22 protein-coding genes are annotated in these 26,172 nt (G+C 64.1%); 15 read left to right on the top strand and 7 right to left on the bottom strand.

What is annotated here, in order from left to right; translation table 11 throughout:
• Window positions 1-73: 73 nt before the first annotated feature.
• The 5 genes from coxB to Spa11_RS17115 are packed head-to-tail and all read left to right on the top strand — an operon-like array spanning window position 74 to window position 5,700.
• Window positions 74-1,039, top strand: a complete 966-nt coding sequence (gene coxB, locus Spa11_RS17135; RefSeq protein WP_231933006.1) for a cytochrome c oxidase subunit II — start codon at window positions 74-76, stop codon at window positions 1,037-1,039.
• A complete protein-coding gene (ctaD, locus tag Spa11_RS17130; protein WP_145114479.1) occupies window positions 1,036-3,564 on the top strand; it encodes a cytochrome c oxidase subunit I in 2,529 nt (842 codons plus the stop codon). Before coxB ends, ctaD begins: the two co-directional genes overlap by 4 nt.
• Window positions 3,561-3,965, top strand: a complete 405-nt coding sequence (locus Spa11_RS17125) for a transmembrane prediction (RefSeq protein ID WP_231933004.1) — start codon at window positions 3,561-3,563, stop codon at window positions 3,963-3,965. Before ctaD ends, Spa11_RS17125 begins: the two co-directional genes overlap by 4 nt.
• Entirely contained in the window at window positions 3,965-4,597 is a 633-nt protein-coding gene (locus Spa11_RS17120; RefSeq protein WP_145114477.1) for a cytochrome c oxidase assembly protein, read from the top strand. The genes Spa11_RS17125 and Spa11_RS17120 overlap by 1 nt, the downstream gene beginning before the upstream one ends.
• Window positions 4,594-5,700, top strand: a complete 1,107-nt coding sequence (locus Spa11_RS17115; RefSeq protein WP_145114475.1) for a c-type cytochrome — start codon at window positions 4,594-4,596, stop codon at window positions 5,698-5,700. Before Spa11_RS17120 ends, Spa11_RS17115 begins: the two co-directional genes overlap by 4 nt.
• Before the next feature lie 88 nt (window positions 5,701-5,788).
• On the opposite strand, the gene Spa11_RS17110 is transcribed toward Spa11_RS17115, so the two are convergent.
• The gene (locus Spa11_RS17110; RefSeq protein ID WP_145114473.1) at window positions 5,789-8,863 is read right to left on the bottom strand and encodes a tetratricopeptide repeat protein; all 3,075 of its coding nucleotides are present in this window, start codon (window positions 8,861-8,863) and stop codon (window positions 5,789-5,791) included.
• Window positions 8,864-9,116: 253 nt separating this feature from the next.
• Here Spa11_RS17110 and Spa11_RS17105 point away from each other — a divergent pair, with 253 nt between their 5' ends.
• Window positions 9,117-9,659: a gamma carbonic anhydrase family protein gene (locus Spa11_RS17105; protein ID WP_145114471.1), complete on the top strand. Its 543-nt coding sequence runs from the start codon at window positions 9,117-9,119 to the stop codon at window positions 9,657-9,659.
• A gap of 265 nt (window positions 9,660-9,924) precedes the next feature.
• Here Spa11_RS17105 and Spa11_RS17100 read toward each other — a convergent pair whose 3' ends face one another.
• From Spa11_RS17100 to Spa11_RS17090, 3 genes are all read right to left on the bottom strand, one after another.
• Window positions 9,925-11,781: a glycerophosphodiester phosphodiesterase family protein gene (locus Spa11_RS17100; protein ID WP_145114469.1), complete on the bottom strand. Its 1,857-nt coding sequence runs from the start codon at window positions 11,779-11,781 to the stop codon at window positions 9,925-9,927.
• Between the two features lie 61 nt (window positions 11,782-11,842).
• Window positions 11,843-12,967 (bottom strand): WD40/YVTN/BNR-like repeat-containing protein, encoded by a 1,125-nt coding sequence (locus Spa11_RS17095; protein ID WP_145114467.1) that lies wholly within the window; start codon window positions 12,965-12,967, stop codon window positions 11,843-11,845.
• A gap of 28 nt (window positions 12,968-12,995) precedes the next feature.
• The gene (locus tag Spa11_RS17090) at window positions 12,996-13,265 is read right to left on the bottom strand and encodes a MoaD/ThiS family protein (RefSeq protein ID WP_145114465.1); all 270 of its coding nucleotides are present in this window, start codon (window positions 13,263-13,265) and stop codon (window positions 12,996-12,998) included.
• Window positions 13,266-13,558: 293 nt separating this feature from the next.
• Between Spa11_RS17090 and Spa11_RS17085 the strand changes: the two genes are divergently transcribed.
• Window positions 13,559-14,554 carry a hypothetical protein gene (locus Spa11_RS17085; protein WP_145114463.1) on the top strand — a complete coding sequence of 332 codons (996 nt, stop codon included), beginning with the start codon at window positions 13,559-13,561 and terminating at the stop codon, window positions 14,552-14,554.
• A gap of 90 nt (window positions 14,555-14,644) precedes the next feature.
• On the opposite strand, the gene Spa11_RS17080 is transcribed toward Spa11_RS17085, so the two are convergent.
• On the bottom strand, window positions 14,645-14,968 hold the full coding sequence (locus Spa11_RS17080) for a hypothetical protein (protein ID WP_145114461.1): 324 nt from the start codon (window positions 14,966-14,968) through the stop codon (window positions 14,645-14,647).
• Window positions 14,955-16,010, bottom strand: coding sequence for a DUF1559 domain-containing protein (locus Spa11_RS17075; protein WP_145114459.1), 1,056 nt, complete (start codon window positions 16,008-16,010; stop codon window positions 14,955-14,957). Before Spa11_RS17075 ends, Spa11_RS17080 begins: the two co-directional genes overlap by 14 nt.
• A 307-nt stretch (window positions 16,011-16,317) precedes the next feature.
• Between Spa11_RS17075 and Spa11_RS17070 the strand changes: the two genes are divergently transcribed.
• The 4 genes from Spa11_RS17070 to Spa11_RS17055 all read left to right on the top strand — a co-directional run bounded on the left by Spa11_RS17070 (window position 16,318) and on the right by Spa11_RS17055 (window position 21,017).
• Window positions 16,318-16,941 carry a GDSL-type esterase/lipase family protein gene (locus Spa11_RS17070; RefSeq protein WP_197529476.1) on the top strand — a complete coding sequence of 208 codons (624 nt, stop codon included), beginning with the start codon at window positions 16,318-16,320 and terminating at the stop codon, window positions 16,939-16,941.
• Window positions 16,942-17,164: 223 nt separating this feature from the next.
• Window positions 17,165-19,378 carry a PilW family protein gene (locus Spa11_RS17065; RefSeq protein ID WP_145114454.1) on the top strand — a complete coding sequence of 738 codons (2,214 nt, stop codon included), beginning with the start codon at window positions 17,165-17,167 and terminating at the stop codon, window positions 19,376-19,378.
• A 97-nt stretch (window positions 19,379-19,475) separates the two neighbouring features.
• Window positions 19,476-19,769 (top strand): hypothetical protein, encoded by a 294-nt coding sequence (locus Spa11_RS17060; RefSeq protein ID WP_145114452.1) that lies wholly within the window; start codon window positions 19,476-19,478, stop codon window positions 19,767-19,769.
• A 186-nt stretch (window positions 19,770-19,955) separates the two neighbouring features.
• The gene (locus Spa11_RS17055; protein WP_145114450.1) at window positions 19,956-21,017 is read left to right on the top strand and encodes a peptidylprolyl isomerase; all 1,062 of its coding nucleotides are present in this window, start codon (window positions 19,956-19,958) and stop codon (window positions 21,015-21,017) included.
• Between the two features lie 298 nt (window positions 21,018-21,315).
• Here the strand turns inward: Spa11_RS17055 and Spa11_RS23050 are convergent, their stop codons facing one another.
• Window positions 21,316-21,483, bottom strand: coding sequence for a hypothetical protein (locus Spa11_RS23050; RefSeq protein ID WP_197529475.1), 168 nt, complete (start codon window positions 21,481-21,483; stop codon window positions 21,316-21,318).
• A 25-nt stretch (window positions 21,484-21,508) separates the two neighbouring features.
• Between Spa11_RS23050 and kdsA the strand changes: the two genes are divergently transcribed.
• The 4 genes from kdsA to rpmE all read left to right on the top strand — a co-directional run bounded on the left by kdsA (window position 21,509) and on the right by rpmE (window position 26,092).
• Window positions 21,509-22,345 (top strand): 3-deoxy-8-phosphooctulonate synthase, encoded by an 837-nt coding sequence (gene kdsA, locus Spa11_RS17050; RefSeq protein ID WP_145114448.1) that lies wholly within the window; start codon window positions 21,509-21,511, stop codon window positions 22,343-22,345.
• Window positions 22,346-22,493: 148 nt separating this feature from the next.
• Window positions 22,494-24,632, top strand: coding sequence for a hypothetical protein (locus Spa11_RS17045; protein WP_145114446.1), 2,139 nt, complete (start codon window positions 22,494-22,496; stop codon window positions 24,630-24,632).
• Window positions 24,629-25,579, top strand: a complete 951-nt coding sequence (locus tag Spa11_RS17040; RefSeq protein ID WP_145114443.1) for a bile acid:sodium symporter family protein — start codon at window positions 24,629-24,631, stop codon at window positions 25,577-25,579. The genes Spa11_RS17045 and Spa11_RS17040 overlap by 4 nt, the downstream gene beginning before the upstream one ends.
• Window positions 25,580-25,867: 288 nt before the next feature.
• Window positions 25,868-26,092 carry a 50S ribosomal protein L31 gene (gene rpmE, locus Spa11_RS17035; RefSeq protein ID WP_145114441.1) on the top strand — a complete coding sequence of 75 codons (225 nt, stop codon included), beginning with the start codon at window positions 25,868-25,870 and terminating at the stop codon, window positions 26,090-26,092.
• Window positions 26,093-26,172 lie beyond the last annotated feature (80 nt).

Raw genomic sequence — 26,172 nt, 5'->3', positions numbered from 1 at the left:
TCAGTCGCTCGGACCGATGACAGATCGGCTGCGACGAGCCACTTGTAGGTGGGGTCGCAGTTCGATCGCACGATTGGTCCTGCCGGCAGTTGTGGTATGCGGAGGGTGCCAAGGGCCCCAGTCCGCTCTATCACCGGCGGGCGAGGGCGCCGAGCAGATCGCCGCCCTATTCTGGGCGATGGCGATCGGCGCCGGAATGATCTGGCTGATCGTCATTGGATTGGCCGTCTACGTGCTGCGGATCGCTCCCTACCCGCACGACACGCGGTCTTCACGACAATGGGTGATCGGTGGCGGTGTGGTCGTACCGACCCTTCTGCTAACCATCCTGCTGATGTTCGGCCTGGCGATTTTGCCGGCGCTGGTGCGGCCCGCGCCTGGGGGGAGCCTGCACGTTGAAGCCGTCGGCGTCCGCTGGTGGTGGCGAATCATTTATCCCACGCCCGATGGCGGCTCGTTTGAGCTGGCCAACGAAGTGCGGTTGCCGGCTGGCGAGCCGGTACAGTTTGATTTGCGTAGCGCGGATGTGATTCACGGGTTCTGGATCCCCTCGCTAGGCGGAAAGGTAGACATGATCCCCGGTCGTCAGACACGACTGACGCTCTGGCCCACGACCGTCGGGACCTACCGGGGAGTCTGTGCCGAGTACTGTGGCGCGTCGCATGCGAAGATGGCTTTCGATGTTGTCGTGATGCCACGAGCGGAGTTCGACACTTGGTTGCGACAACAAGCCCAAGACGCCGTCGATCCGTCGGGATCGGAGGCACGCCGCGGAAGTGAGGTGTTCCTTAAGAGCGGCTGCGGCGCCTGCCATTCGGTCCGGGGCACGCCCGCCGACGGTTCGATCGCGCCGGACCTCACGCACCTTGGCAGCCGGAGGAGCCTCGCCGCGGGAAGCCTTGAGAATTCACCCGATAATCTCCGACGCTGGATCACCGATCCGCAAAGCATCAAGCCGATGGCGGTGATGCCCGGCTTTCACACGCTATCGGACGCCGATTTAGCAAGTCTGATCGCCTACCTGCAAGGACTGGAGTGAACAGCCCCGCCGATAACGACGCCCCCGAGGGCGCACCGAAGAACGTCCAAGAGCAACGGCTCCTGGAAACGTGGCGTACGCCGCGCGGTTGGCGTTATTGGTCCGCGGTGAACAACACCGAAGTCGGTCTTTGGTACACGGTCACTTCGGGCTGCTTCTTTCTGTTTGCGGGGGTGCTTGCACTCTTGATGCGGGTGCAACTCGCGACGCCGGGCGCCGAGTTCTTGTCGGCGGACCGGTACAATCAGATCTTCACCATGCACGGCTCGGTGATGATGTTCTTGTTTGCCGTGCCGATCTTCGAAGCGATCTCAATCCTCCTGCTGCCCCAGATGATGGGCGCGCGCGACCTGCCCTTTCCGCGGCTTTCGGCTTACGGCTATTACAGCTTCTTGATCGGTGGGGTGTTCGTTTGCGGCTCGCTGTTTTTCGACGCCGCCCCCAAGGGCGGCTGGTTCATGTACCCGCCGATGACCACCGACTATCAGCCGGGGATCGGGGCCGATATCTGGCTATTGGGTTTGTCGTTCATCGAGATCGCTTCGATCGCCGCGGCGGTGGAGCTCATCGTCGGCGTGCTCAAGTGCCGCCCGCCGGGGATGCGGATCAATCTGATCCCGCTGTACGGGTGGTACATCCTGGTGGTTGCCGGAATGATTCTGTTCGCGTTCCCGCCGCTGATCGCCGGTGACATTCTGCTAGAGATGGAACGCGCCTTCGACTGGCCTTTCTTCGACCCCAGTCGGGGCGGCGATCCAATGCTGTGGCAGCACTTGTTCTGGATCTTCGGCCACCCGGAGGTCTACATCGTGTTCCTGCCGTCCGTCGCGTTGATGGCGATGATTGTGCCTACGTTCGCCCGCACGCCGATCGTGGGCTACGGCTGGGTGGTGCTCGCCGCGGTCGGCACCGGCTTCTTGAGCTTCGGCCTGTGGGTGCACCACATGTTCACCACGGGACTGCCCGCGGTGACACTGGGCGTTTTCTCTGCGGCTTCACAGGCCGTGGCGATCCCCACGGGTATCCAACTGTTTTGCTTCCTCGCAACGCTCGTGGCGGGCAGGGTGGTTGTGTCAGTGCCGCTGCTCTTCATCTTCGCCAGCCTCGCGACGTTTGTCTTCGGCGGCCTGACTGGGGTGATGGTCGCGGTCGCTCCCTTCGATCTCCAGGCTCACGACACTTACTTCGTCGTTGGCCATCTGCACTATGTACTGGTTGGCGGGACGATCTTCCCCCTGATTGGCGGCGCCTACTACTACTACCCCTTGGCTACTGCGAAGCAACTCTCACCGCGCTTGGGAAAGATCGCGTTCTGGCTGCTGCTAGTTGGGTTCAACATCACGTTTCTACCGATGCACTGGACCGGTCTGCTGGGGATGCCCCGGCGGGTCTATACCTATCCGGCAGGAATGGGCTTCGAAACACTAAACTTGATCTCAACGGTCGGCGCCTTCGTGCTGGCCTTGGGCTTTCTGGTGGTGCTGTGGGACATCGTTCGACCGAAGGGCAAAGAGCCCTATGCCCCCCGCAACCCGTGGGACGCCGGGACGCTCGAGTGGCTGGCTGAGATGCCCCTCAAACCGTGGGGCATCCGCTCGGTCCCGATCATCAAGAGCCGCTACCCCCTCTGGGATCAGGAGGATTTGGTCCGTGACATCGACGACGGGCGGTTCTATCTGCCCGACGCTGAGGAAGGGCTACGCGAGACGCTCGTCACGTCGGTGATCGACGCCCGCCCAGAACAGTGCCTACGCGTGCCGGGGCCGACGTTCTTGCCCATGATAAGCGCGGCGTTCACCGGCGGCGTCTTCATCTTCGGCACCTACCACTGGTGGACGCCCTCGTTGCTGAGCGGCGCTGGCGCGGTGGCGACGATCCTCATCTGGCTGTGGACCGGCACAGCGCGAGCACCGGAAAAGGAAACGAAGAACGTCGGCCTTGGCCTAGAGCTCCCGATTTATATTTCGGGGCCCTCGTCCGTGGGTTGGTGGGCCATGTTCATCACCATGCTCGGCGACGCGACGGCGTTCATCTCGCTCGTGTTCGGCTACTTCTTCTACTGGACAATCCACGACGACTTCCCGCCCGAAACGTCGGCGGGTCCCGGCGTCATGTGGCCCGTGGCTGGGGGGCTGCTGATGTTGCTGGCCTACGGGATGACGATCGCCGCATGGCGCCTTAACCGGGCCGATCGAAGCGGCGTCTTCTACTTCACGCTGGGGACCGCCGCCCTGCTGACCGTGGGGGGCGCCGCGGCGCTCTACGCGGCGCCCTGGGTCACCGGTCTCGATCCCACCAGACACTCCTACGACGCGATCGTTTGGCTACTAGTCGGCTGGACGGTCCTGCACGCGTTGGTGGGCGTGTTGATGCAACTCTATTGCCTAGCCCGCCGCAGCGCCGGCCTTATGACCGCGCGACACGACGCCGACATTACCAATGTAACGCTGTACTGGCACTTCCTCGCGCTAACCGTGGCGCTGACGGTCGGCGTTATCGCCGGCTTCCCCTTGCTTTCCAAATGATGGACGCGCCCCCTCCCAACGCCGTACCGACCGCTAATGAAAGCGACGAATCGCTGCTGGCGATCTTTGTCTCGCCGGCGGTCTGGGCCGCGCATTTCATGGCCTGTTACATCACGGCTGCGGTTTGGTGTGAGAAGTTTGCCGGCGACTCACTTTCGCTAGCGCCCGTGCGTGTTGCCTTTGCCGTCTACACCCTCCTGGCCGTCGCTCTTATCGTGGTGAACGGGTGGTTCGGATACCGCCGCATCCGCGGAGCCCCCGAAGGCTACGGCTACGACACCGACAGTGCAGAGGACCGTCACCGCTTCCTTGGATACGCGACCACCCTTCTGGCGGGCCTTAGCCTCGTCGCGACTCTGTTCGTCGCGGCGGTCGCTCTTTTCGTGGAGACTTGTCACTGATGCGAATGGGACTGCTCATCGCCGGAATCGCAGCACTCGCCGTTGCTTGGTTGGGGCCGTTTCGCGAACTCGCCCACTACGCGTTCTTCGGACACATGCTGATGCACATGCTCGTGGTTGCCGTCGCGGCGCCCCTGCTGGCTTTTGCAGCGGCGGGAAGCCGCTTCGACCCGACCCAGCGAGCGCCCGCGTTGTTTGCGCCGATCCCCGCCTCGGTGGGCGAACTCGTGCTGGTCTGGGCGTGGCACGCCCCGGCGCCGCATCACCTCGCCCGGGAAAGCACTTGGGGATTGATTGCCGAGCAAGGTTCATTCCTGCTCGCCGGCCTGTGGGTGTGGCTTTCCGCCTTTGGCGGAGACCCCCGCCGCGACCATGGGCGCCGCGCCGCGGGGGTGATTGGTCTTCTGCTCACGTCCATGCACATGACGCTGCTCGGCGCCCTGCTCGCGCTAGCGCCCCGACCGCTTTACTCGCATAACACGGGCCATGAGACGATGTCGGCTCTCGCCGATCAGCAGCTGGGTGGCGTTGTCATGATCGTCGTCGGCGGAGTCGCCTACCTGAGCGGCGGCTTGTGGTTAACGTGGGAATTGCTTCGGAGCCGACACGACGTAGCTGAGGCGGCGCCATGAAACTTCGTCTCAAGCAACGCGCGACGACGCTCGCCGTCTTCCTCGGATTGCTGGCGATGCTCGGTTCGATCGTCGTGGTGACCGGGGTCGCTCCGATCCGGGCGAGCTCGGGCCATTGGGCAATTACGAAGTGGTTCTTGGCGTTCTCGAAAAATCGCTCGGTCGCCACGCACAGCCTGGGAATCGAGGCCCCCGAACTCGATGACCCGGGGCGTGTGCGGCGGGGCGCGGGCCACTACGAGACCGCGTGCGCCAACTGCCACGGCAGCCCCTTGCGCGCGCGATCGCCCGTCGCTCTGGCGATGACGCCGACGCCACCCTTGCTTTCGCCGCTCGTCGAGCGTCGCAAAGCCCGCGAACTCTATTACGTGGTCCAGCACGGCATCCTCTTCGCGGGTATGCCTGCTTGGCCCACTCAGCAGCGGCCCGACGAGGTGTGGGATGTCGTCGCGTTTCTTGTCCGATTGCCGCAGATCGACCGCGATGAGTACGCCCGCCTGATTTCACAAGAGAATGGACTGACGCCGCTTCCCACTGCCGATGGAGTCGCCACGGCGCCGCTCGCAACTTGTACGCGTTGCCACGGCGCCGACGGACGTGGCGGTCCCGGTGGGGCGTTTCCGCGCTTGGTGGGCCAGCCCGCCCAGTACTTGCTCGAATCGTTGGAGGCCTACACCGCCGGCGAGCGCCATAGCGGTGTCATGCAAACCGTCGCGGCGGTGCTCACGGACGAGGAACGCCGCGCCTTCGCGAACCACTTCGGCGAGATGTCGGCGTCGAGCACCGACGCCACGGCCCTGTCAGGGTTTCAAGAGGATAGGGACGCGATCGCTCGCGGGCGTCAGATTGCCGAGCACGGCCTACCCGACGCCAATGTGCCGTCGTGTATCGACTGCCACGGACCGGGTGAACTACCGATTGCGGATGAATATCCACGGCTGGCGGGCCAGCCGGCTTGGTATCTCGAGCGGCAACTCCGCCTTTTCCACACCGGCCACCGTGGCGGCACAAACGCGCGTCTGATGGACCCCATCGCCGCTGGCCTGCCTGAAGCAATGTACCGCGATGTGGCTCTCTATTACTCGTCTCTCGCGGCCGACTAGGGAAGCTTCATCGCATTCCGAGAATCATCGCTTGGTCTGGCCTCATCGCCAGAGAGGGCTCGTCGTTCCTATCCGGCGCCGTCGCGTGTCACCCCTCGGACATAGACTTCTCGGAACGGCCACCGTCCGCGCTCGACGCCTCAGTTTCGGCCCCTGCTTCCTGGACGTCTTCCTCCGAAGCGGTTTGCTGCTTTGCCTCGGCCACCTTCTCCATTGCGGCGTACGCCACTGGCAGTCCGCCCCGGTCGGTTCCGCGCCGCGAAACCAAACGACGCCCTGCTAGAGTCGCCGAGTAGCGGTCAAAAGGGGACTGGAACGCCGCCAGACCATAGTACTTATTCGACAACTCTGTTTGTCCGGTGTGTTCCAGAGCCGCTCCCAGGAAGTAGTAGTAGTCGCAACGGTAGCCATCGGTCGACTCAGCGACGGCCTTCTCGAAGATTGCATAGAACTCATCGGCGGGCTGTTTGCCCGAGAAGGCGTCGGACATGACATCCAACACAACAATCCAGTTGGGGTAATCCTGAATCTCCTTGGCTTCGACCAGGGATCGCACCTTAACGATCGATCTTTGGACCGCGTCAGCATCTTTGAGTTCGGCGGCGATCGATGCCGCAAGGAACAGATTGTAGGCGCGGGTCCATGGATCGTTGGAATCGGGCAACGACTGGAGCGGTCCCTCGACTTGGGACAAGGCGGCGACGAGATCGCCCTCCAGCCAGCGGTAGATGGCTACACGGAGCTGTGAGTCATAGTATCTGTGCTGTTCAGCGACGGCGATGCTCTTTGCCGCGATAGCGCGGGCGCCTTCTCGGTCGCCTTTGCCGTTGCGTTGCGTCCAGAAATACCACTCGGTGCCTGTGTAGCCAGACGGATAGCTCCGCGACGCTTCTGCGGCGAAGTGCTCGGAGGACTTCTGGTCCTGCATCCCTTCGTAGACGCGCGAGGCTAGCAAGAGCCCCCAGGATGAGTAGGTCTGGGCTGCTTCCAAAGCGTGAGGCTCCGCTTGCTTCCACGCACGAAGCGATAGGTGCTCGTTAGCGATCTCCCGGTGAATCTGGGCGTGTGCGAGGCCCAAGTCTTCGAGCTTCAAGTAACTCTTGAGGGTCTGCTCCCACCGGTCTTTGTCTCCTTTCCGATAGTAGATTTCGGACAACGCGCGGACCGAGTCCATGCAGGGGCTGATGTCGATCGAACGCCGATAGCAACGGATCGCGTTCTCGTCGTCCCCCAGACGCTTGTACTGCCAAGCCGCCGCCATCCAACCGAGCGGGTCGTCGCGTAGTTCTGCTTCCCAGCTCTTGACTGTCTCCCTGTCGGGATTGTCTGCCTCGGCGAACTTCAGACGCTGGGCCTGGGGCGCGTACGGGCTGACCGTGGCGATATCGGCGAGGATGCTCTGGTGATCCTCGTCCGAGAAATGTTTGCGCCAACGCAACACCAGGCCGTGGTCGGCTTCCAGCAGAGCGGGAACGGTGCGCGAACGATACGCCACAGCGTTGACGCCCAGTTCCGTGCCGCATTTCAATCCTGCGACCGGCACGTCCCAGACGCTGGAGAGCATGTTCACCATCACGCCGCGGGGGTCAACGATCGTGAGCTTACGGAGCGTCGCCTTGGACTCGTCTTGTTGGCGCGGAGAGAATGTGTGGCTCTCTACGAAGGGCGCGTAGCGATGCCCCTCGACCAGTGGTCGGAGCTGCGCTACTAGGCTTTCTTTGGAGTGTTCGACCGCGTCCCCTGACACCCGTAGCAGATTCGCCGCTTGGGTGAACTGCTCTTGGGCGATGAGTTCGGCCAGGACCGGCCAGGAGAACTCTTCGACCGGACCTTCGAGCGAGGCCTCTCGCAATGCGTGGGCGATTTCCATCGGGCGCGGGCTAAGGTATGAAGACGTTGTCCGGCCGAATACCCCCCCGATCAGGTCCAACTTCTTGACCAGCAATGGCCGGACCCGCTTGGGCAAGGAGCCGAGCGACGCCAACCGCCTTGGCAGCAACTCTCCAAACGCCTGCGCACCGGCGCCCGAGCCAATCCGCTTAATCGCTAAGGCGTTCCAATTCGCCATCGCCGCGTAAACGCCGTAGGCTTCCGGGCATTCCGCCATAGCCGCGCTGCCCTTCTCATAGACCCATCGGCCATGCAAGTAGGAGTAGTAGAGATTCCACTGCGCGAACGCCGCGGTCTCGGCAAGATCGGGGCGATGTTCGGCGCATTGAGCGAGCGCTTCGTGATCGTACTTCGCGATCGGCGCAATAAGCGAAGCCCACTCGGGTGGATCGTCGCCATCGCCCGGTAAGGCAGAGGCCGCCTCGAACTCTTCCAGCGCCAGCGCATGCAGCCCAAGAATCGCGTAGACGTACGCGCGATTCCAATGCGGCAGTGGCTCGCCTTCGGCGAGCTTGAACATCCTCTCGGCGTAAAGAAGCGATCGCGCGGCGAAGACATCGCTCTGACTCGACCAGGTGTGGTTGGTCAGCGCCGACAAATGAGCGTAGGACCGCGATAACACTCCAAGCCACTCGACCGAGTCGCCATCACGGCGGATCGCTTGATGACCGGCCCTTATCGCAGCAAATTGAGACGCGAAGTTCATCTCTCCCAACCAGGACTCGATCTCAGCCGAAGGACTTGAACCCGACTCCGTTGTGGCAAGCGATTCGGAGCCGCCGGCGGCAGATAAGCTCTTGGCGATGAGGTCGGTTGCGTTCGTCACCTCGGCGACGAGTCGGGGATAGCGCGACCGAACGTCCCCGCCACCGCCGCCCGCTTCGGCTTCCCAAATCGGCGCGTACTGAGGGCCGTCTTCTACGTAGAGTCGAGCGTTCCAACCGCCGTCATCATTGAACTGCGATTTCAATCCTATGGCGTGCTTGGCTTGGTGGGCCGGCTCCCCCTCCGATCCCCCAAACTCGGGGAATCGTTCCCCGAGCGCTTCGTCGCGGGTGATCATCCTCAGCTCGTCACGCGCTGCAATCAGCACGCCTTGCCTGACGATCTCACGGAGAAGTCGGTCGGCGAAGACGCCATCCGCGGGGTAGGTCTCCGTTGTTAAGCAAAGGACGGACCCCACCACCTTCCGTGGCGGTTCAAGCGGCGTCGCCTGCGCTGGCGATTGCCCGACCGGCGGCGTTGCTTGCTCAGAGCAGCCGACGTGGCACAATACACAGATCAGTAACAGCAGGCTGCTATTCCGACACCTAGTTCGGTACGGTCTGCCTTGGAAACACTGGGGCATCATCATTTCTTGCTAGTGAGATCACCTCAGGTGATTTTGCAAACCTCGGACGCGGTGATTGTAGCTGCATGCCGGCGGCAGGATAAGCTTTCGCGGAGTCGGTTGCGTTTATTCCAGTCGTATGTCTCACTGAGGAAAGTTTCGAGCCGCCACCCTTGCCACTCGCTACACTGCGACCATGCCCACGATCCTTTCTTTCCGCGGCGTTTGGCCCCGGCTTCACGAGTCGGTCTTTATCGCCGACGGCGCCCGCATCATTGGCGACGTCGAGATCGGCGCCGATTCGAGCGTCTGGTTCAACGCGGTCGTACGTGGGGATGTTTGTCCGATTCGCATCGGTGAGCGGACCAACGTGCAGGACAACGTCACGCTGCACGTGACGCACGACACGGGACCGCTCAACATCGGCAGCCGCGTCACGATCGGCCACAACGCAGTGCTGCACGCCTGCACGGTGCAGGACGAGACGCTCATCGGCATGGGCGCCATCTTGCTTGACGGCTGCGTGATCGAGTCGCGGACGCTTGTAGCGGCGGGGTCGCTGGTGCGGCAGGGTTTCGTGGCGCCGTCGGGGATGCTCGTAGCGGGCGTCCCCGCCGCGGTGAAGAGGCCGCTAACCGAGGATGAGCTACGCAACGTCCTCGAGTCGCCCGACAACTACGCGCGTTACGTCGCCGCGTACCGCGAAGGGAGCTACACGGGGATGCCGCGCGGCGTTTGACGGATGGGCTTTACCCTTCAAGGTGCGTTATCGCGTTCTTCGATTCACCATTGAGTCTCGCGCAGAGACGCTGAGACGCAGAGGGTAGGTGGGGAAGACTCACGCAAAGGCGCTAAGGAAAAGTCTTTTGAAGCAAGATCGCACCCGCGTAGAGGCACATCCTTCGCAACTTGGCGCCTTTGCGTGAGTCTTATCAAAAGTCTCTCACTCTGCGTCTCCGCGTCTCTGCGCGAAACTCCCTCCACTTGGCTTCGTGGATCAACGTTCATGGCGAGTCGATGAGGGCGTTGGGTTGGTACGGCGGGGGAATACGGAATCGGTCCGCCAGGTCCACTAGCAGGCGTGAAACGGGAGGCATGTCATCGCGCTCCGCCAGCACCGAACGCGCCTTGGCCGGCACGTTGGTGATCAGGCCATCAACGCCGCGACTGATGAGCGCCGACATCGTCATTGGGTCATCGACGGTCCACACGTAAAGCTCGCGGCCGCCGTGGTGCGTCTTTCGGATCAGCTCACGTGTGGCGAACGATGCGTTCACCGCCAAGAAGTCCCCTTCGAGACGCCGTGACGAGCCCGCCGTGACCGAGAGCAGTTGCCCGACGCGCCACTCGGGCCGTAGCGCCTTGAGTTTGGCGACGCCGTTCCGATGGAGGGACATGAACTTCGTTTGGTCCACCATGCCGGCCGCTTCGACGATCTCGACGACGCGCTCCTCGAGCCGCACGTCGTGGCCGAAGTACTTGAGCTCGACGAGCACGCCCGCCTTGCCGCGGCACTCGTCGAGCACGGCGCGGAGCGTCGGGACTCTTTCCGTGGCGAAGTCGGCGCCGAACGAGCTGCCGATGTCGATGTCCGCCAGCTGCGAAGCCGTGGCGTCCCAGATCTTGAGATTGAGGCCGGCGGCTTTCATGAAGTCGCTGTCGTGGAAGACGACCACCTCCCCGTCGACCGTTTCTTGAACGTCGATCTCGATCCAGTCGGCGCCCTCGGCGATCGCGGCGCGGACCGCGGCAAGGGTGTTGTCGGGCGCCGAGAAGGGCGAGCCGCGGTGGGCGATGACGAGCACGCGATCTTCGACCGGCACGCTGCTGAGCGTGACGAAGCCCAGCGTCACGGCGCCGAGTAGCGCGACAGGCATGCCGACCGCCAGTCGCTTGCGAGTGACGAACGACGCCCCGTTACCGAGGCCGCCGTCACGAGTGAGCGTCTCGGGGATGACGCCCCCCAGTCGCAGGTGAAGCCGCCGCACGATCGCCGCCAGCGCAACGATCTCGACGAGGTGGGCAACCGCCCCGGCTGTCACGGCAAGCGTCAGGCCCAGGCCGACGCCGATAGAGACAGTGGTAAGCGACTGCGGCCAGTGCGGCGCGATCCGCCACGCGGCGGCCCCGATCACTAGCGTCGTCGTCATCGACAGCAAGAACGAGCCCACCGCCCAGCCGGCGATCCACGCGCGGACTTCCCAGCGGTGGGGCGCCGTGCGGCGCCGGCTGAGGCTTCCGACGCGCCAGTAGGCTTCGTCTTCGAAGAGCGTGATTGGCAAGACCAAGAACCAGTCCGACGCCAGCTTAACGGCCACGACCGCAATGTACGCCGTGAGGCCGACAACGACGACCGCCGCCGCCCAGAAGGCGGGTGGACGCTGCGACAGGTAGTAGTTGATGTCGTACTTGGTCAGCAGCAGGGCGTAGGTCGCCGCCGTGATGGCGACGGCCGGGGCGAGCCAGAGGATTGTTTGCAAGACGATCTTCGCCGCGACGCCGAGCAGCCGTGCCGAGTGCGAAAGAAGCAGTTGCAACGCGGCGAGGAGATTCGGCGACTGCGGCGGTTGTGACAAGATGGTGAGCAGCGCGCCGAACTCGAGCGCCACGATCGCAGTAGCGATGACGCTCACCACCACGAGGCCCGCCACACCGATCGGCGAGGTGACGAAGTAGAGCAGGTCCTGGTCGGCGAGGACCGATTGGCCAGAGCCCAGCATCGCCAGCCGCAGCGTCGCGGCGTAGAGCGGCGCGAGCAGCAGCGTCGAGGCGAACCACCAAACAACCCCAACGCCCAGCAAGGCCCGCCAGCGAGTGCGGCAGTCGAGCCAAGCGGCGACAGCGGTGGACCAGGCGTTCATCGTAGCGGGGTCCGGAGGACGCGGCTCGCCGTCGCCCTTCGATTCAGGCAAACCAAGCGAGCTACGCGAACCGGACAGAATAGATCGGCGGCAAGTGCGCCGACAACAGCGTCCAGCTCTCGCCGCCGTCTTCGCTGATCCAGAGGCCGCCGGTGGAGGAGCCCATCGCTAGGCGTTCGCCGGCGTCGTCCACGTCGAGGGCGTGGCGGAAGACGATGTCGTAGGCGTGCGTTTGCGGGAGGCCGTCGCGTTTCGCGGTGAAGGTGGCGCCGCCGTCGGAGGTTTTTGATACGGCTAGCGCAGCGTTGACCGGGTAGCGGAACTCGTCCTTCACGGCGGGGACGAACCACGCCGTGTCGGGGTCGTGCGGGTGGACGGCGACGGCAAAGCCGAAGACCGACGGATCGACGTTTGTCATTTCGTCCCAGTTGGCGCCGCGGTCGTTGCTGCGGAAGACGCCGTTGTGGTGTTGGATCCAGAGACGGTCGGGGTTGGCGCGGCAGCCGACCATGCGGTGCGGGTCTTGCGAGACCGGGTCGTACGCCATCTCGGGCGGCATGTACTCGGCGCGGAGGCCCTGGTTGTCGTTGGTCCAAGTGGCGCCGCCGTCGGTGGTGGTCCAGACGCCGCCGCAGGAGAGGGCGACCGCCAAGCGGTTCTTGTCGCGGGGATCGACGACGATCGAGTGCAGCCCGGCGTCGTCCTTGCCGCCGCCGAACCAGTTGTCGCGTTGCGGCATATTCCACAGCGACTCGACCAAGCGCCACGAATCGCCATAGTCGTCCGAACGGAAGAGGCCGCCGGGGATCGTGCCGCACCAGAGCGAGCCGGGCTCGTCAGCGCCGGCGGGTTCGAGCGACCAGATTTCGGACAGCGACGCGGGCTTGCGCTGCGCGCCCTCGATGGCTTCGCCCGTGTCGGGCATGCGATTGGGGACCGTTTCGCCGGCGGGGTACGTCGGCGCCGCGATCTCTTCCCAGGTCACGCCGCCGTCGCGGCTGCGGTGCAGGTGGCAGCCGAAGTGTCCTTCGTCCACCGAGGCGTAGGCGACGCCGTCCCGGGGATCAACGAGCGACATCGAGAGGTTCTTGCCGAGGAACGCGACGTTGGCGATCTCCCAACCGCTCGGCGCGCGGCGGAACGTGAAGAGGCCCTTGCGAGTCGCAACGTCAAATCGATCGGACATGAGGAGATCGCGATGAGGATTGAAGGGGTCAACCGCCCGACAGGGCTTGCATGACGAAGAGTTCGGAGGCGGGCGTGATCGGGTCGCTCAAAGCGACGCGGTCGGCGATCAGTTTGCCATCGACGAACACGGCGACGTGGCGGCGCAGGCGGCCTTGCTCGTCGAAGACGTAGCTACGCAACCGGTCGCGGCCGGCGAGCGCGGCGGAGAGGGCTTCGGCGACGGTGGCGCCGGCGACCTCGACAGGCTCGTCGGGGGCGTGGTCACGCAGGTGATCGGTGAAGGCAACGGTCGACATTGGTTGCGATGATTCGGTGAGCAAAACAGAAGCCACGGCATTGAAACGCGAAACTCTCCGAGCCTGCAAGTAAGCGGGAACGGGTTGTCGGCAAGAAACGTCGAATAGTGGCTAAAACCATTCGGAGGGCGTGACGAGATCGTTTAAAATAGGCCCTTAACGCGGTCGCGGGCGTTGCACGGGCTGATGTTGCCGCGGCACGGGGCTGAGGCTGAGGCTGAGGCTGAGGTTAGTTGTTGCACGACTCTGGAGATCGGATGCTTTTTCAGTTGCTAGCGATGTGCCTCGGATTGATGGCATCCGCCGCACTTGCGGTGGAGCGACAGGGCGCGCCGGTCGAAGTCCCAACCGCGGAGGCGCTCAGTGAGCCCGGGGCGCTGGCCGCTTACGTGACGGAGTCGCTCACGACGACGGGGCGATGCGTGCTGCCGGTAGGCGTCATTAAGACCGACACGCCGGTGGTGCTTAAACGGCTCCACGGGGGCGTCATCGAAGGGGCTGGCCCCGCTTATGCTCCGGCAGAATCCAGGAACGGTTGGCGGTCGCACCCCGAGACGATTCAGGCCTCGACGCTGATCGTCGCGACCGACCCGACACAGCCAGCGATCGTCCTCGAAGCGGCAATCAACACAGAGCTACGCAACTTCAGCGTCGAGACCACGGGGGTCGGGGTGGCGTACAAGCAAGTCCCGGGCTGGGGCAATGCGAATGCTTACCTGCACCGCGTCGCCTTTCACGGTTGTGGAATTGCGTTCAAAGCGGGTGAAAAGTCCACGGATCACAACGCCGCCGACGTGACATTCAACGGGTGCCAGTTTTATCGCTGCGGTACGGGTCTGGAAGTCAATCACCTGCAAGGCGTGAACTACCTGTTCGATGGGATGTGTTTCTTCGGTCACGTTGATCGGGCGGTGGTGTTTAACGAGGGCGGCTTCTCGCACCTGGAGAACTGCACGGGCTTTGATGTCGGCACGTGGCTAACGCTGAGTGGCGGCGGCTCGAACCTGATGCCCTGCCGGATCACCCATCTGTACAGCGACCGCAAGAAAGAGGACACGCCGCCGGTGATCGTCGATGCAAGCCGCGCCACGAACCAGACACGCGTCCTCGTCGATGGCGTGAAGGTCACTCAGCACGGGCTGCACGACCGGTTGTACTACTCGGGGCACGTCTACTACCGCCTACCGCGAGACCATAAGAAGCAGAAGTCGATGATCCGCGTGCGCGACAACGACCTGAACAACTACCCGTGGGGTGGTGTGTACGAACCGCAGGTGGTTGATAATTGACGGCGAGCCGGCGACGTGAGTCGTCGGTGGACCGTACGTACCAGCTTCCCACCGACGACTCACGTCGCCGGCTCGCCTCTGGTCGTGACGCTATCGCTTCACTTGATCGCGCATCATCCGTTTAGCGGCTTGTTGCGCGTCGGACCAATCGCCGTTGCGGCACTGCTGGCAGATGTCGTTCAGCCAGCCGGCCTCACGTTCGGTGATTTCGCCGGCAGCGACGGCCGCGTCGATCTTGGTGGTGACTTCGTCGATGCGGTCGGCCGACTGCCGATTGCTGAGTGTGTAGAGCGCGTGGGCGAACTCGTACGCCATTGGGCTTACTTCGCCGTATCCGCAACCTGCCATCACCAAGAGTATCAAGCCGACAGCCGACAGCCGACGGCCGAGAGCCCCTTTCTCACAGTTCTGCATTCGAAGCCTCCCCCTCGCCGATGCTGCTGTACTCGGCCCATAGGATTAGGTTGACGTCTTCGGATACGAACCGCACCGACGCGTCACCCAGCGCGACGTTGCCGCCGCCGGGGTGCTCGGCAAACATCTGCCCGACGTGCAGCGTCGGGAAGTTGACCGGGTGGATGATGATTTGATCAAAGACGTCAAACTCGCCCCCGGATGGGCCGCCATGGACGAGCACCAGTGTGGCCGCCGCGTCGTCGCCGTTGTCGGGCGTGATGAGTTTGGGGAGCGTCGTGGCTTGGGGAACGACACCGGCCCAAGTCTTGTCGCTGAGCCGCGCCGAGTGTTCACCGAAGAAGATCGTCTTGGAGAGCCCATCGGTGACATCGGCGAAGCGCGTTTGCGAGTTGCGATAGAACGGCCCATCAGCGACTTTGGCGACGTCGCCGTTGTGGGGGACGATCCCCGTGGTTTCGGCGTAGATGTCGGTGAAGATCGTGGCGTCCGCCGCGCCGCCGCAGGGGCCCCAGCAGGATTCTTGGCCGTGGCTGGCGACGTAGTGCGAGCGACCCACTTCGATCGGCCCAGCGCCGAGATCGACGTGGCTGCCCGAGGCGTCGGCGACCGCGAACGGCGTCGTCTCCTCGCCCACGCTGGGGCATAGGTAGGAGGTGACGGTCGCTCGCCGCGGAACCGCGTGCGCGGGGGCCCAGACGGGCACGTCGAAGTCGATCGCGTCGGCGACGGCGGTCTCTTCGAGCTGCTGTAGCAAGTAGGCGCCCCATGCCCAGCCGGGGCCCGCGTCGCCGGTCGTCGCGTCACGGTCTGGGGCGGTGGTGTCCACCGAGTAACCCGGCGGCAAGAGCCGCTTGGCGCTCTCGTAGTTATGCGTCGCCAGGCCGATCTGCTTGAGGTTGTTGGTGCACTGCGACCGCCGCGCCGCTTCGCGGGCCGCTTGAACGGCCGGGAGCAGCAGCGCCACCAAGAGGCCGATGATGGCGATAACGACCAGGAGCTCGATCAGCGTGAATGCGCGGAAGGTGGTTTGACGTCTCATGGCTCGCGTGGAAATTGTAACCAAGGCTAAATTAGCGATGCGACCGATTGTACCCTTGGCGACAACTGAGGCAAGTGGCTTTCATCGCACTTGGTTTGAGAGTCCGACTGGGTGGTTATCGTTTGCATGACGCACTCCCGGCGCTGGCGCTTGGGGCTCCCTTTTTCGGCGTTGCCGCCACAACGAAGGAGAGCCCTAACCACCAGCGCCGTGAGTGAATCACCGAAGGAGCTTCTTGGCCGGATCGGCTCGGAGCGCAACAATCGTTCGTCAGCCCGCGTCCCAGACATCCCCCCGCCGTATGTCGATGTCTTCCACTGAACCCTGCCGGATCGCTTGCGTGGGGGCGAGCGTCACCTTTGGGCGCGGGTTGCCGAATCGGCGAGAGCAGTGCTACCCGGCCGTGTTGCAGCGGCTATTGGACGAGCGGTACGGCGCCGGCGGGTGCGAGGTCCGCAACTTCGGCTACAGCGGCGCCACGGCGGCGCGGGTGTCGAACGAGCCGTACTGGCAGACGCCCAGCTTCACGGCGGCGACGCGGTTCGAGCCGCACTTCGTGCCGCTGATGCTGGGAACGAACGACGCCCAGTTTGCGAACGTTTCGGCCCGACGGACGCTCGCCCGCGACTTGGCGGACCTCGTCGAGCACTTCCGGGGCCTGGGCGCCGAGGTGCTGGCGGCCGACCCGCCGCCGGCGTTTCCGCCCGTGGCGGAGATCGATTTTGACGCTCTACGGGACGAGGTGCGGCCGACTGTTCGCCGCGTCGCCGTCGAGATCGGCGCCCCGCTGGTGGACTTCTTCAGCCCTCTGGAGGACGCCAGAGCAGGCTTTCCCGACGGGTTGCACCCTACCGCGGAAGTGGCTGAGAAGATCGCTCAGATCGCGTTTGGGGCGTTGGAGCCGCTGGTGGGGCGGTGGTTGGGTCGGTGATGGATAGCGATTTAGTGGGCCACTCCGGGCGCTAACGCGTTCCGGCTCCCTGTCACTTGGTGCGCAATCCAACTTCCCACTTCTGACTTCCCACTTGGCGTTAGCCTAACTCTTTCTTGACCAATACGTTACGGCGTGTTGCAATGAATGGGCCTGGGCCGCTTCAGGGGCCTTTTGCGCCTGGGCCCAACTCGTCGCGAAAAGCGGCCGGAGAAGCCACCGAGTGAAGTTACTCCATCCGTCCAACCCGCTCACGGCGCGCGCCGGCGCCGTTAATCGCCGTCTGCCCACCGCCCACTGCCCACCGCCCACGGCGCTCACCATCGTCGAGATGCTGGTGGCGATGGCGATCACGCTGCTGATCATGGCGGCGGTGGTGACGGTGTTCGCCAACGTTTCGAACAGCGTGACGCGGCGGCGGGCGACAATCGAGATGTCGTCGGCGCTGCGCAACGTGCGCGAGACGCTCGCCCGTGACTTGGCCGGCGCAACGTGCCCCGCGGTGCCGTGGCAACGGCCCGAGTCAAACGTCGGTTATATCGAGATCATTGAAGGGCCTCAGAACGACTACTACCCGACGCCGTGGTTGTTCGACGGCGACGGCGACGGCGTTCCCGATCCGATCGGCAATGTGCCGGGCATTGAACTGGCGCTCTCGTCGCTGCCGGGGAGTAACCTGGGCGGCACGCCGGCGAACGACTTCACCGGTCACGGCCTTGTGATCGGCTCCAACACGCCGATCGGCCCGGGCACGTCGCTGGAGAACACACCTACCGACGGCCGCGGCCTCGGCGACGGCGACGACACGCTGATGCTCACGGTGCGTAATGAGGAGGAGCCGTTCGTCGGCAGGATCCCGATTCGCTCGGGGAACGCGTCGCCCAGTGCGGCTGCCTTTGCCAACTGGGGAAACGAAGAGATTGAGTCGCCGCTTGCCGAGGTGGTGTGGTACGCGCTGGAGAACCCGGTCGACCCGAACCGCACGTTCGCATTCGGCGAGCCGGGCTATCGGACTATTTATCGACGGGCGTTGTTGATTCTGCCGGACGTGGATTATGGGATCGATGTGATTCCTGGCGGAGTCGATACGAATCCGGGTAACGTCGCGGGCGTGTTGGCGGGCCCGGGGGCGGTGCGAGTCCTTCCGCCTGATGTGGACCGCACCGACGTTTCCCAAGCGATTGCCTGTCTCATCAGTTTCCAAGAGCGTTACGACCTGTCGGTGCGGCTTGAATGGGACCCACTGTTGCCAAGCAGTAATACAGAGCCCGGCAGGTGGGTGCTCAAATCCAATACGCTCGGCGATCTAACAGAACGAGAGAATCGCTACGAGCATCATGGCTACATTGGCATCGCCGCGGCTTACGGCACGATCGATCGCTACTACCCGTTCGCATTGGCATCGGGAGGAGTAACGCCCAATTCCGTTTCGGATGTGCTCTTCGTTTCCGATCCTGAGATCGGGAATCCAGCAGAAGGCGCAGAGTTTCAAACAGTCGTGGCGGGTCTGCCTGCCGCTCTTGGAGGCGGCTATGCAGTGGTCGCCTACGAGCCGTCAGACACCGAGACGACATCGATGGATCGAGTTTACGGTGCGCGTCCGTTCGCCCTCGTGAATTACTCTACCGCATCACCATGCACAGCGCGGGCAGTGCTAAATGAAGTGAATCAAGTGGTTCACGTCACGAGAGGTCTTGTTCCGCTCGGCGGGAGCCGGCGTGGCGAGGACGTGATGATGACAGACGCTTTGGCATTCGACTTGAAAGTCTACGACCCGGGCGCGCCGATCTACCGAATTGCTTCCGGCACGGACTTTCTTATCGTAGGTCCCAACGATCCGGCGTGGCCTGCGGCGATATTGACCGATGCCAATGGGCCGGCTGCCAATGGCGATGTTGCAATTGATACATTCGAGAGTCAGGGCGCCTACGTCGATCTTGGTTATGGAAAGCGTTCGCCTGCCTTCGGTGTCAGCCAGCGTTACACGGGCGATCCTCTGCTACCCGTAGGGGCCCTCAACCTGGTTGCCCCGATCGCTCCGCAATTCTGGCGCGATGGGTTCGTTCGATTGCCAAGTCAACCAACCTCCACCGCAGCTCCACTTACGACGTTGTACGCGAACTACGACACGTGGAGTTGGCATTACGAGAACGATGGGATCAATCAGGATCGCGACAGCGGCCCGAACGGCAGGCCTACGGTTGACGAGGGGGCCAATGGCTTGGACGACCCGGACCCCACCATTGCCGGCGACCCCCGTCTCGTTGACAACGCCGCCGACATCGCGCTATACGGCCCCGACGACTTCGCTGAGCGTGAAACGCGTCCCCCTTACGATGCGGCGCTGCGTGGCTTGCAGGTGTCGCTCCGTGCTTACGAGCGTGACAGCCGACAGATCCGTGAGGTGCGGGTCAAGGAATCGTTTGTGCCGGAATGACGTTGAGAGGCTAGAGGCTAGGATGAGCGCTGCGAACTGGAATTCCCTCGTCCCCCGTCTCTAACTGCCCCCCGTTAGCAGGAATCGGCCTCCACCAATGCATGTCATCCGACTACGAGCTGCCTGGCGACACGAGGGGGGCGGCGTCTCCGTGCGGCGTTTCAATAAGCCCACCGGCCTGGAGGGGGGTGAACGGGTCTGGCTCGTATGGGATGGCGCGGTCGAGGCGGTCGAGCTGAACGGCGAGCCGCTCGACGTGTCTCCGACCCGGCATGACGTGACAGAAAGGCTACGGCTAGCGAATGAACTCCGCCTAACCGGAGCGGCGAAGGCCACCTGCAGCACGGTCCATCTCGGCATTTCCCCCCGTGACGCCTCAGGCGAGTACTAGGTGTCCTAGCAGTTCTGCCGACTGCGCCAGATGGATCGGACGTTACAACTACGGCACGAATCGGCCCCAATCGATACGGAATGGTCGCCCTTATTTGCCGGGGGAAATAGACTACTGGCTTGGGGACGAACCGTTCCCGAGCGGATGGTATCGGAATCCCTTTCGAGTTGAGACAGGCGGCTTCACATGAGCGGCGGATTTCACTTAGCAAGCCTCCTGGGCTTGGCTGCGACGCTGGCCTCGTTGTCCGCCTCAGCGGCGACTCCGACGCACAAAGTGCGGATGTACTGGAACTACGGCCCGATTGAGGTCGAGCTCTATGGCGCCGACTCGCCGCGTCACGTCGCGAACTTCATGCTCTACGTTGACTCTAACCGGTACGACAATACGTTCGTCCACCGGGTCGAGGCCGGTGCCGCGAAGTTCGTCCAGGGGGGCGGCTTCACCGTCCCCGCGGCGCCGACGATCAACAACCTTGTCAGCCAACCCGTAACGCCGTTCAAGCAGATCAAGAACGAGTTCAACGCCTCTAACGGACTGTCCAACACACCGGGCAGCCTCGCCGCCGCGCGTACAGCCCATCCCGATAGTGCCACGGCCCAGTGGTTCTTCAACGTCACCAACAACGCGGGCGGCTTTGATCCGGGGCCCTATACGATCTACGGGCAGATCACCGAGGGCTTCGACTGGTTTAGCCAAGTGCCTTACGTCAACCAGCTTCAAGACACTTACCCGCAGAAGGCGGGCAGCTACGAGGCCACGACGCCGCTCGTCAATGGCACGACGCTCGTCACCCTGTACGAGACCATTGAAATCTCACTGCAGCCGGGGGACTTCAACAATGACGGGATCGTCAACCAAGCTGACCGTGATGTCTGGGAATCCGCCTCGATTAATCAGGACAATCTAGCTGCCGACGCGGACGGTGATTCCAACGTCGATGAAGACGATTTGGCGATCTGGCAGGCGAATCTCGGGCAGGGCGTGTTACGCTCACAATTGCCCGGCGACTACAACCGGGACGGCGATATCTCGAACGCTGATTTCCTGTGGTGGCAGACCCTCTACGGATCGACGCTCACCCTCGACGCTGACGGCAACGGCGATGGTGTCGTCAATGCGGCGGACTACACCGTGTGGCGTGATTCGATGGCGGCCGCCGGGCAAGCGGTAACGGTCCCCGAGCCGACCTCGGCGGCGATCGTCGCGATGGCGCTGCTCGGCGCGGGATGCCGCCGCCGAGCCTAAAAAAAGCGTGACCTCGGAGGAGCCGGCGACACACCGACTCCGTGACGACGGCCAGGGGCAATCAAGCCGTCCTCACACCGTTCCTCCGAGGCCACGCGGGCCAACGGTCGGTAGTTGCAGTCCCCGTGCCGCTGGGGCAGGGTAGGGCGTCCCGATCTGGGAATGCCGTAAGCCGTTGCGAGTGAACGGATTGCGGTGTTTGGCGGCAGTCTCAAGCTGGGATTCGCGGCGTCGGCTTCGCTGCGGCGTTTCAAGATCGCGCTACTCGGCTGTGGCGAGACGCTACACGAGGGCTCAATTACAGTGTGACGGCGAGCCGGCGACGTGAGTCGTCGGTGCGCGTCGGATACCCGCTTCCCACCGACGACTCACGTCGCCGGCTCGCCTTGTTGCCTGGGGCGCCATTGATCCGCTGCGGCGGGCGCCTTACCAACTCTTGCAGCAGGGCGGCCGTTGCGTGCCGCACTTACCGCTCAAGGAGGAGGGGCCCGATGGCCACAGAGAAGCCGAACACCGTCGCTACGATTGGCCCGCACCGCTGCGGCGCTGGGGAACCTCTGCTGCTGATCGCCGGGCCGTGCGTGATCCAGACCGAGGCGCTGACGCTCTCGATCGCCGAGTCGCTGGCCGCCATGTCGCAACGGCTGAGCGTGCCGGTGGTCTTCAAGGCGTCGTTCGACAAGGCGAACCGCACCAGTTCGGGCGCCTACCGCGGGCCTGGCCAGGACGAGGGACTGCGGATTCTGGAGAAGGTCCGCGATGCGACGGGCCTGCCGGTGACGACCGACGTTCACGAATCGCACCAAGCGGCGGCCGTGGGGCAGGCGTGCGACGTGCTCCAGGTGCCGGCGTTCCTGGCCCGCCAGACGGACCTGTTGATCGCCTGTGCGGCGACGGGGCGGCCGGTGAACGTCAAGAAAGGCCAGTTCATGGCGCCGGGCGATATGAAGCACGTTGTGGGCAAGCTCGTCGAAGGGGGCTGCCGCGACGTGCTGCTATGCGAACGGGGCACGTTCTTCGGCTACGGCCGGCTGGTGAACGACTTCCGGGCGATCCCCGAGATGCAAGCCCTCGGCGTGCCAGTCGTTTACGACGCGACGCACAGCGTCCAAGAGCCCGGCGGCCTCGGTGGCGCTACCGGGGGCCGGCGTGAGATGGTCGAGCCGCTCGCCCGGGCGGCGGTGGCGGTTGGCGTGAATGCGGTGTTCCTGGAGACGCACCCCAACCCCGATGATTCGCCTAGCGACGGGCCCAACATGGTCCCCCTCGACAAGTTGCCGGCGCTGGTGGAGCGGCTCCTCGCGATTCGGCAGGCGGCTGGCGTATGATGGGGTTCAGAGAGGGACTAGGGGCTGAGGGGCTAGGGGCTGAGGGAGAGAAACGGCGCTGCTTGCTCGTCTCCCTCAACCGTTTACCCCCTCAGTCCCTAGCCCCTCACCCTAGGAAGTTTCCCTTTGACGCCGACCCCCTGGTGGCATGAAGTTCGCGAACCCCTGGCGCCCGACCGCCGCAATCGCCGCCGTGGGCCTCGTCGCCGCCAGCCTGCTGACGCCGTTGGGCTGTCGCCCGACGAAGCGACCGGCGGCAAAGCGTCCCAATACCGGCGCCGCCTCGCAGCGCGACTCGCGCGGCTTGCTCGACTCGATTGTGGCCCAACTGCGGACGCTTCCCGAGTCGTCTCAGCTTGAGCTCACGCCGCCGGCAGTGGTGCTCGATGCGCGTTCTAGCGCCGACGGCGAAGAGATCCAGGGCATCCTGCGTCGTCGGCCCGACGGGCCGTTTGAGCCCGCCAACCTGATTACGGTCCCCCGTGGAAATGCGGGGTTTCGGAAGAACGTCAAGCCGGGCGACATCGTCAAGTATTACGGTGTGCCGGACGAAGCGACTCAGCAGCGTCTAGAAGCCACCGCCGAAGTCGATATTCGCACGGGGCAACGTGACTACTCGACGGCGGACGTGGATGTCCTGACATTCGACGCGATAGATTTGACGGTCGCTCAGGTGCTCGACGACAACTCGCTATTGATCGTTGGCGGTTTTCCCAACGAGGATGAAGCGGTGCGCAAGATCGAGGTCTGGCGGACCGTCGATTCGCGGATGGAAGAGATCCAGCGTGAGTGGGGCGCTTACGTCGCTCGCCGCGAGCCGCCGCTGGAGTGGCACCCCAGCGCTGACGAGGCGTCGCTCGGACAGCTGACGGAGCGTTTGAATCAATGGCTGCGGCAAGTCGGCGCCGCCGGCAAGCGGGCGGACGCCGGCGCCTGGAAGCGACCCACGCTGTTGGAGACGCTCCCCGAGTCGATTACCAGCGGCGTTGACCTCGAGCCGTACCTCGCCGATGACGAACTAGCGACGGGTTACTTCCGCCCCTACGAGAGCCGCTTGGTGCAAGGCGCGACTTGGCAGCGGGATGTGTCACGCTGGGCGCGGGGCGGCGACCTTGCGCCGCTGGCGGTGGCGAGGACGCTGTTCGACTGGGTGACGTTGAATGTGCAACTCGTCGAGCCGTCGCAAACGCCGCCGCGTTGGCCCTGGGAGATGATGCTGCATGCCCAGGCAACCGCCGCGGGTCGGGTGTGGGTCTTCGCCGGACTGTGCCAACAGCAGCATCTGACGGCCGTCGCCGTTGCTGTCCCCGTCGAGGGCGGCGATGAACGGCTCTTGGTCGGTGTCGTCGAGGGGACCGAATTGCGGCTGTTTGACCCCGTGTTGGGGGCGCCGCTTCCCGGCGCCAACGAGGGCGCGATCGCAACGCTCGCCGAAGTCCAAGCCGACGACGCGCTGCTGCGGAAACTGGACCTGGAAGACGAGTCCTACCCGCTTACCGCTGAGGCCATGAAGAACGCGCGTATTGGCGTCGTTGCCGATGCGTTCTCGCTCACTCGACGCGCAAGCGAACTCGACACAAAGCTGTCGGGTGACGACGCGCTGGCGCTCTCGGTCGACGTCGATGGCGTCGCCAAGCAACTCGGCGAGGTGAAGGGGGTTGGCGAGGTCGTTCTCTGGCAGCAACCGATCCAAACGCTCGCTGACAAGCTCGCGGCGAAGCCGTCCGAGCGGCGGCAAGCGGTGCGTGACTTCTTGCCGTTCGCATGGCGGCCGCAGCTATGGCGCGGGCGGCTCCAGCAGTTCCGCGGCGTCCACCAAGAGGCCGATGTGAAGCGAAATGTGCTCGACGAAACGCTCGACGATCACAAGGCGGCCCTGCGGTACTTCATGAGCCGCAAGGTCCGACCCTCCGAGAAGAGTCTCGAGCAGCAGAAAGTCCCGGAGGAGAAGCGAGAAATCTATCGCGCCGCGCGGACGTTGGGGACGCTCTTTCTAGCGTTGCTGTCGTACGAGGATGGCGCCTACAGCGTCGCCATCGACTGGCTCGACAACCCGGCGATGGACGATGCGTCGGCCGCGCCGTATAAGCCTCTAGTGCAGCAACTCAGGGCCCGCTCGCTCGAAGGTCTCAATCAGCTCGACGAGGCAGCGGACGTGCTCGACAAGATTGAAGGCCCGATGGCCCCAGGCGCCAAACTGCGGGCGCGGAGGTTGCGGGAGCGGGCGGTTGGCGCCGAGGAGGCGTTGGGAGACGAGGCCGATCAAGACGCGGCGGACGAGCCGTGACCAAGTTCGCTCGGCAGCAGTGGTTCTTACTGGCGCTCGGGGCGACGCTCGTCGGCGGCGCACTGTTCTACCAGCCGCTGCGGCCCGTCACCGAGGCGATCCCGCAGCACCCGCTGTTGGCGGTGATCCTGTGGCTGATGTCGGCGCCGCTCGACCTGCGACGTTCGCTGTCGGGGAGGCACGCCGTGGCGGCTACCGGCATAGCGGTGGCGGTCAACACGCTCGCGGCGGGGCCGCTGGCGTGGGTGATGGGCCGGGCCTTGATCGAACCGCTAGCGATCGGCTTGGTGCTTGCCGCGTTGTCGCCGTGCACGATGGCCTCGGCCGCCGTCTGGACCCGCCGCGGCGGCGGCAACGACGCCATCGCCTTGATGGTGACCGTTGTCACGAGTCTGCTTTCGGTGGTGTCGCTGCCGGGCTGGGCGTGGCTGCTGATCGGTAAAGGGCAGAACGTCGAAGTCGATGCGGTTGAGCTTGCCGGCAAGATGCTGGTTTACGTCGTGTTGCCGATCGGCCTGGCGCAGGCGATGCGTGGTTGGTCGCCGTGCCGGTTGTGGTGCGACCGGCATCGCCATCAACTAAGCCTCACCGCCCAGTTGGGGCTGTTGCTGATGGTGCTGATCGGGGCCGTCCGCTGCGGCGAGCTGCTAGCAGGGACGGACTCAACGCTGCGGCTGGTCGACTGGGGGCTGCTGATCGTCATCACCGCCGTGGTGCACGTGGTGCTCTTCGCCTTGGCTTGGTACGGGACGCGGGCGATCGGCGCCCCGCGGGCCGACATGCTGGCGGCCGCCGTCTCCGGGAGCCAAAAGACGCTGGCGGTGGGGTTGAGCGTCGCGATGGAGTTCGGTCCGCTGGCGATCCTGCCGATGATCGTCTACCACACGCTGCAACTGCTGATCGACGCGGTTCTGGTGGAGAAGTTGGGGGTGAAGCGGGCGAAGTGACGATTCTGGGGGTTCAGAAAGGGGGGGTGATTCGTGGTTCACTCCGGTCGCTGACGCTCCCGGCTCGCCAAAACACGGACGGCGAGCCGGGAGCGTCAGCGACCGGAGGGCGCCACGAAAACCTCCCCTTCACCTTACCGCCAGCCATCTTGAGCCCCGCCCCCCGCGCCCGTATGATACGGGGCTACGGCGGACCCCCGCCCACGACACAAGCGCCCGGCGGCCTCACCAGACGAGGACGCCCCCCAGGGCCCAGCCGACTGAGACCCAGTCGATAGGAACAGAGCCATGCAGGCCGACATCCACCCCCAGTATCAAGAAACGTCCGTCCACTGCGGTTGCGGCAACACGTTCACGACGCGCAGCACGCGGAAGGAACTGAAGGTCGATATCTGCAACGCTTGCCACCCGTTCTACACCGGCAAGCTGAAGTTCGTGGACACCGCCGGCCGTATCGATAAGTTCAAGAAGAAGTTCGCGGCGGCTGGCTACGCGAGCCTTGGCAAGAAGTGAGCGCGAAAGTGGAAAGGCGAAAGGGGAAAGGGGAAGAGCGTTAGCAGCGCCGTGTACGGCTGCGCTTAGTTTTCCCCTTT

Source organism: Botrimarina mediterranea (assembly GCF_007753265.1).
Taxonomy (GTDB): Bacteria; Planctomycetota; Planctomycetia; order Pirellulales; family Lacipirellulaceae; genus Botrimarina; species Botrimarina mediterranea.
This window is presented reverse-complemented; position numbering and strand designations above follow the sequence as displayed.

What these genes read in the sequence shown, in the direction of transcription:
- Spa11_RS17125 (WP_231933004.1), top strand. Translation starts at nt 3,561, where the DNA reads ATGATGGACGCGCCCCCTCCCAACGCCGTACCGACCGCTAATGAAAGC.
- Spa11_RS17120 (WP_145114477.1), top strand. Translation starts at nt 3,965, where the DNA reads ATGCGAATGGGACTGCTCATCGCCGGAATCGCAGCACTCGCCGTTGCT.
- Spa11_RS17115 (WP_145114475.1), top strand. Translation starts at nt 4,594, where the DNA reads ATGAAACTTCGTCTCAAGCAACGCGCGACGACGCTCGCCGTCTTCCTC.
- Spa11_RS17105 (WP_145114471.1), top strand. Translation starts at nt 9,117, where the DNA reads ATGCCCACGATCCTTTCTTTCCGCGGCGTTTGGCCCCGGCTTCACGAG.
- Spa11_RS17100 (WP_145114469.1), bottom strand. Translation starts at nt 11,781, where the DNA reads ATGAACGCCTGGTCCACCGCTGTCGCCGCTTGGCTCGACTGCCGCACT.
- Spa11_RS17095 (WP_145114467.1), bottom strand. Translation starts at nt 12,967, where the DNA reads ATGTCCGATCGATTTGACGTTGCGACTCGCAAGGGCCTCTTCACGTTC.
- Spa11_RS17090 (WP_145114465.1), bottom strand. Translation starts at nt 13,265, where the DNA reads ATGTCGACCGTTGCCTTCACCGATCACCTGCGTGACCACGCCCCCGAC.
- Spa11_RS17085 (WP_145114463.1), top strand. Translation starts at nt 13,559, where the DNA reads ATGGCATCCGCCGCACTTGCGGTGGAGCGACAGGGCGCGCCGGTCGAA.
- Spa11_RS17080 (WP_145114461.1), bottom strand. Translation starts at nt 14,968, where the DNA reads ATGCAGAACTGTGAGAAAGGGGCTCTCGGCCGTCGGCTGTCGGCTGTC.
- Spa11_RS17075 (WP_145114459.1), bottom strand. Translation starts at nt 16,010, where the DNA reads ATGAGACGTCAAACCACCTTCCGCGCATTCACGCTGATCGAGCTCCTG.
- Spa11_RS17070 (WP_197529476.1), top strand. Translation starts at nt 16,318, where the DNA reads ATGTCTTCCACTGAACCCTGCCGGATCGCTTGCGTGGGGGCGAGCGTC.
- Spa11_RS17060 (WP_145114452.1), top strand. Translation starts at nt 19,476, where the DNA reads ATGCATGTCATCCGACTACGAGCTGCCTGGCGACACGAGGGGGGCGGC.
- Spa11_RS17055 (WP_145114450.1), top strand. Translation starts at nt 19,956, where the DNA reads ATGAGCGGCGGATTTCACTTAGCAAGCCTCCTGGGCTTGGCTGCGACG.
- kdsA (WP_145114448.1), top strand. Translation starts at nt 21,509, where the DNA reads ATGGCCACAGAGAAGCCGAACACCGTCGCTACGATTGGCCCGCACCGC.
- Spa11_RS17045 (WP_145114446.1), top strand. Translation starts at nt 22,494, where the DNA reads ATGAAGTTCGCGAACCCCTGGCGCCCGACCGCCGCAATCGCCGCCGTG.
- rpmE (WP_145114441.1), top strand. Translation starts at nt 25,868, where the DNA reads ATGCAGGCCGACATCCACCCCCAGTATCAAGAAACGTCCGTCCACTGC.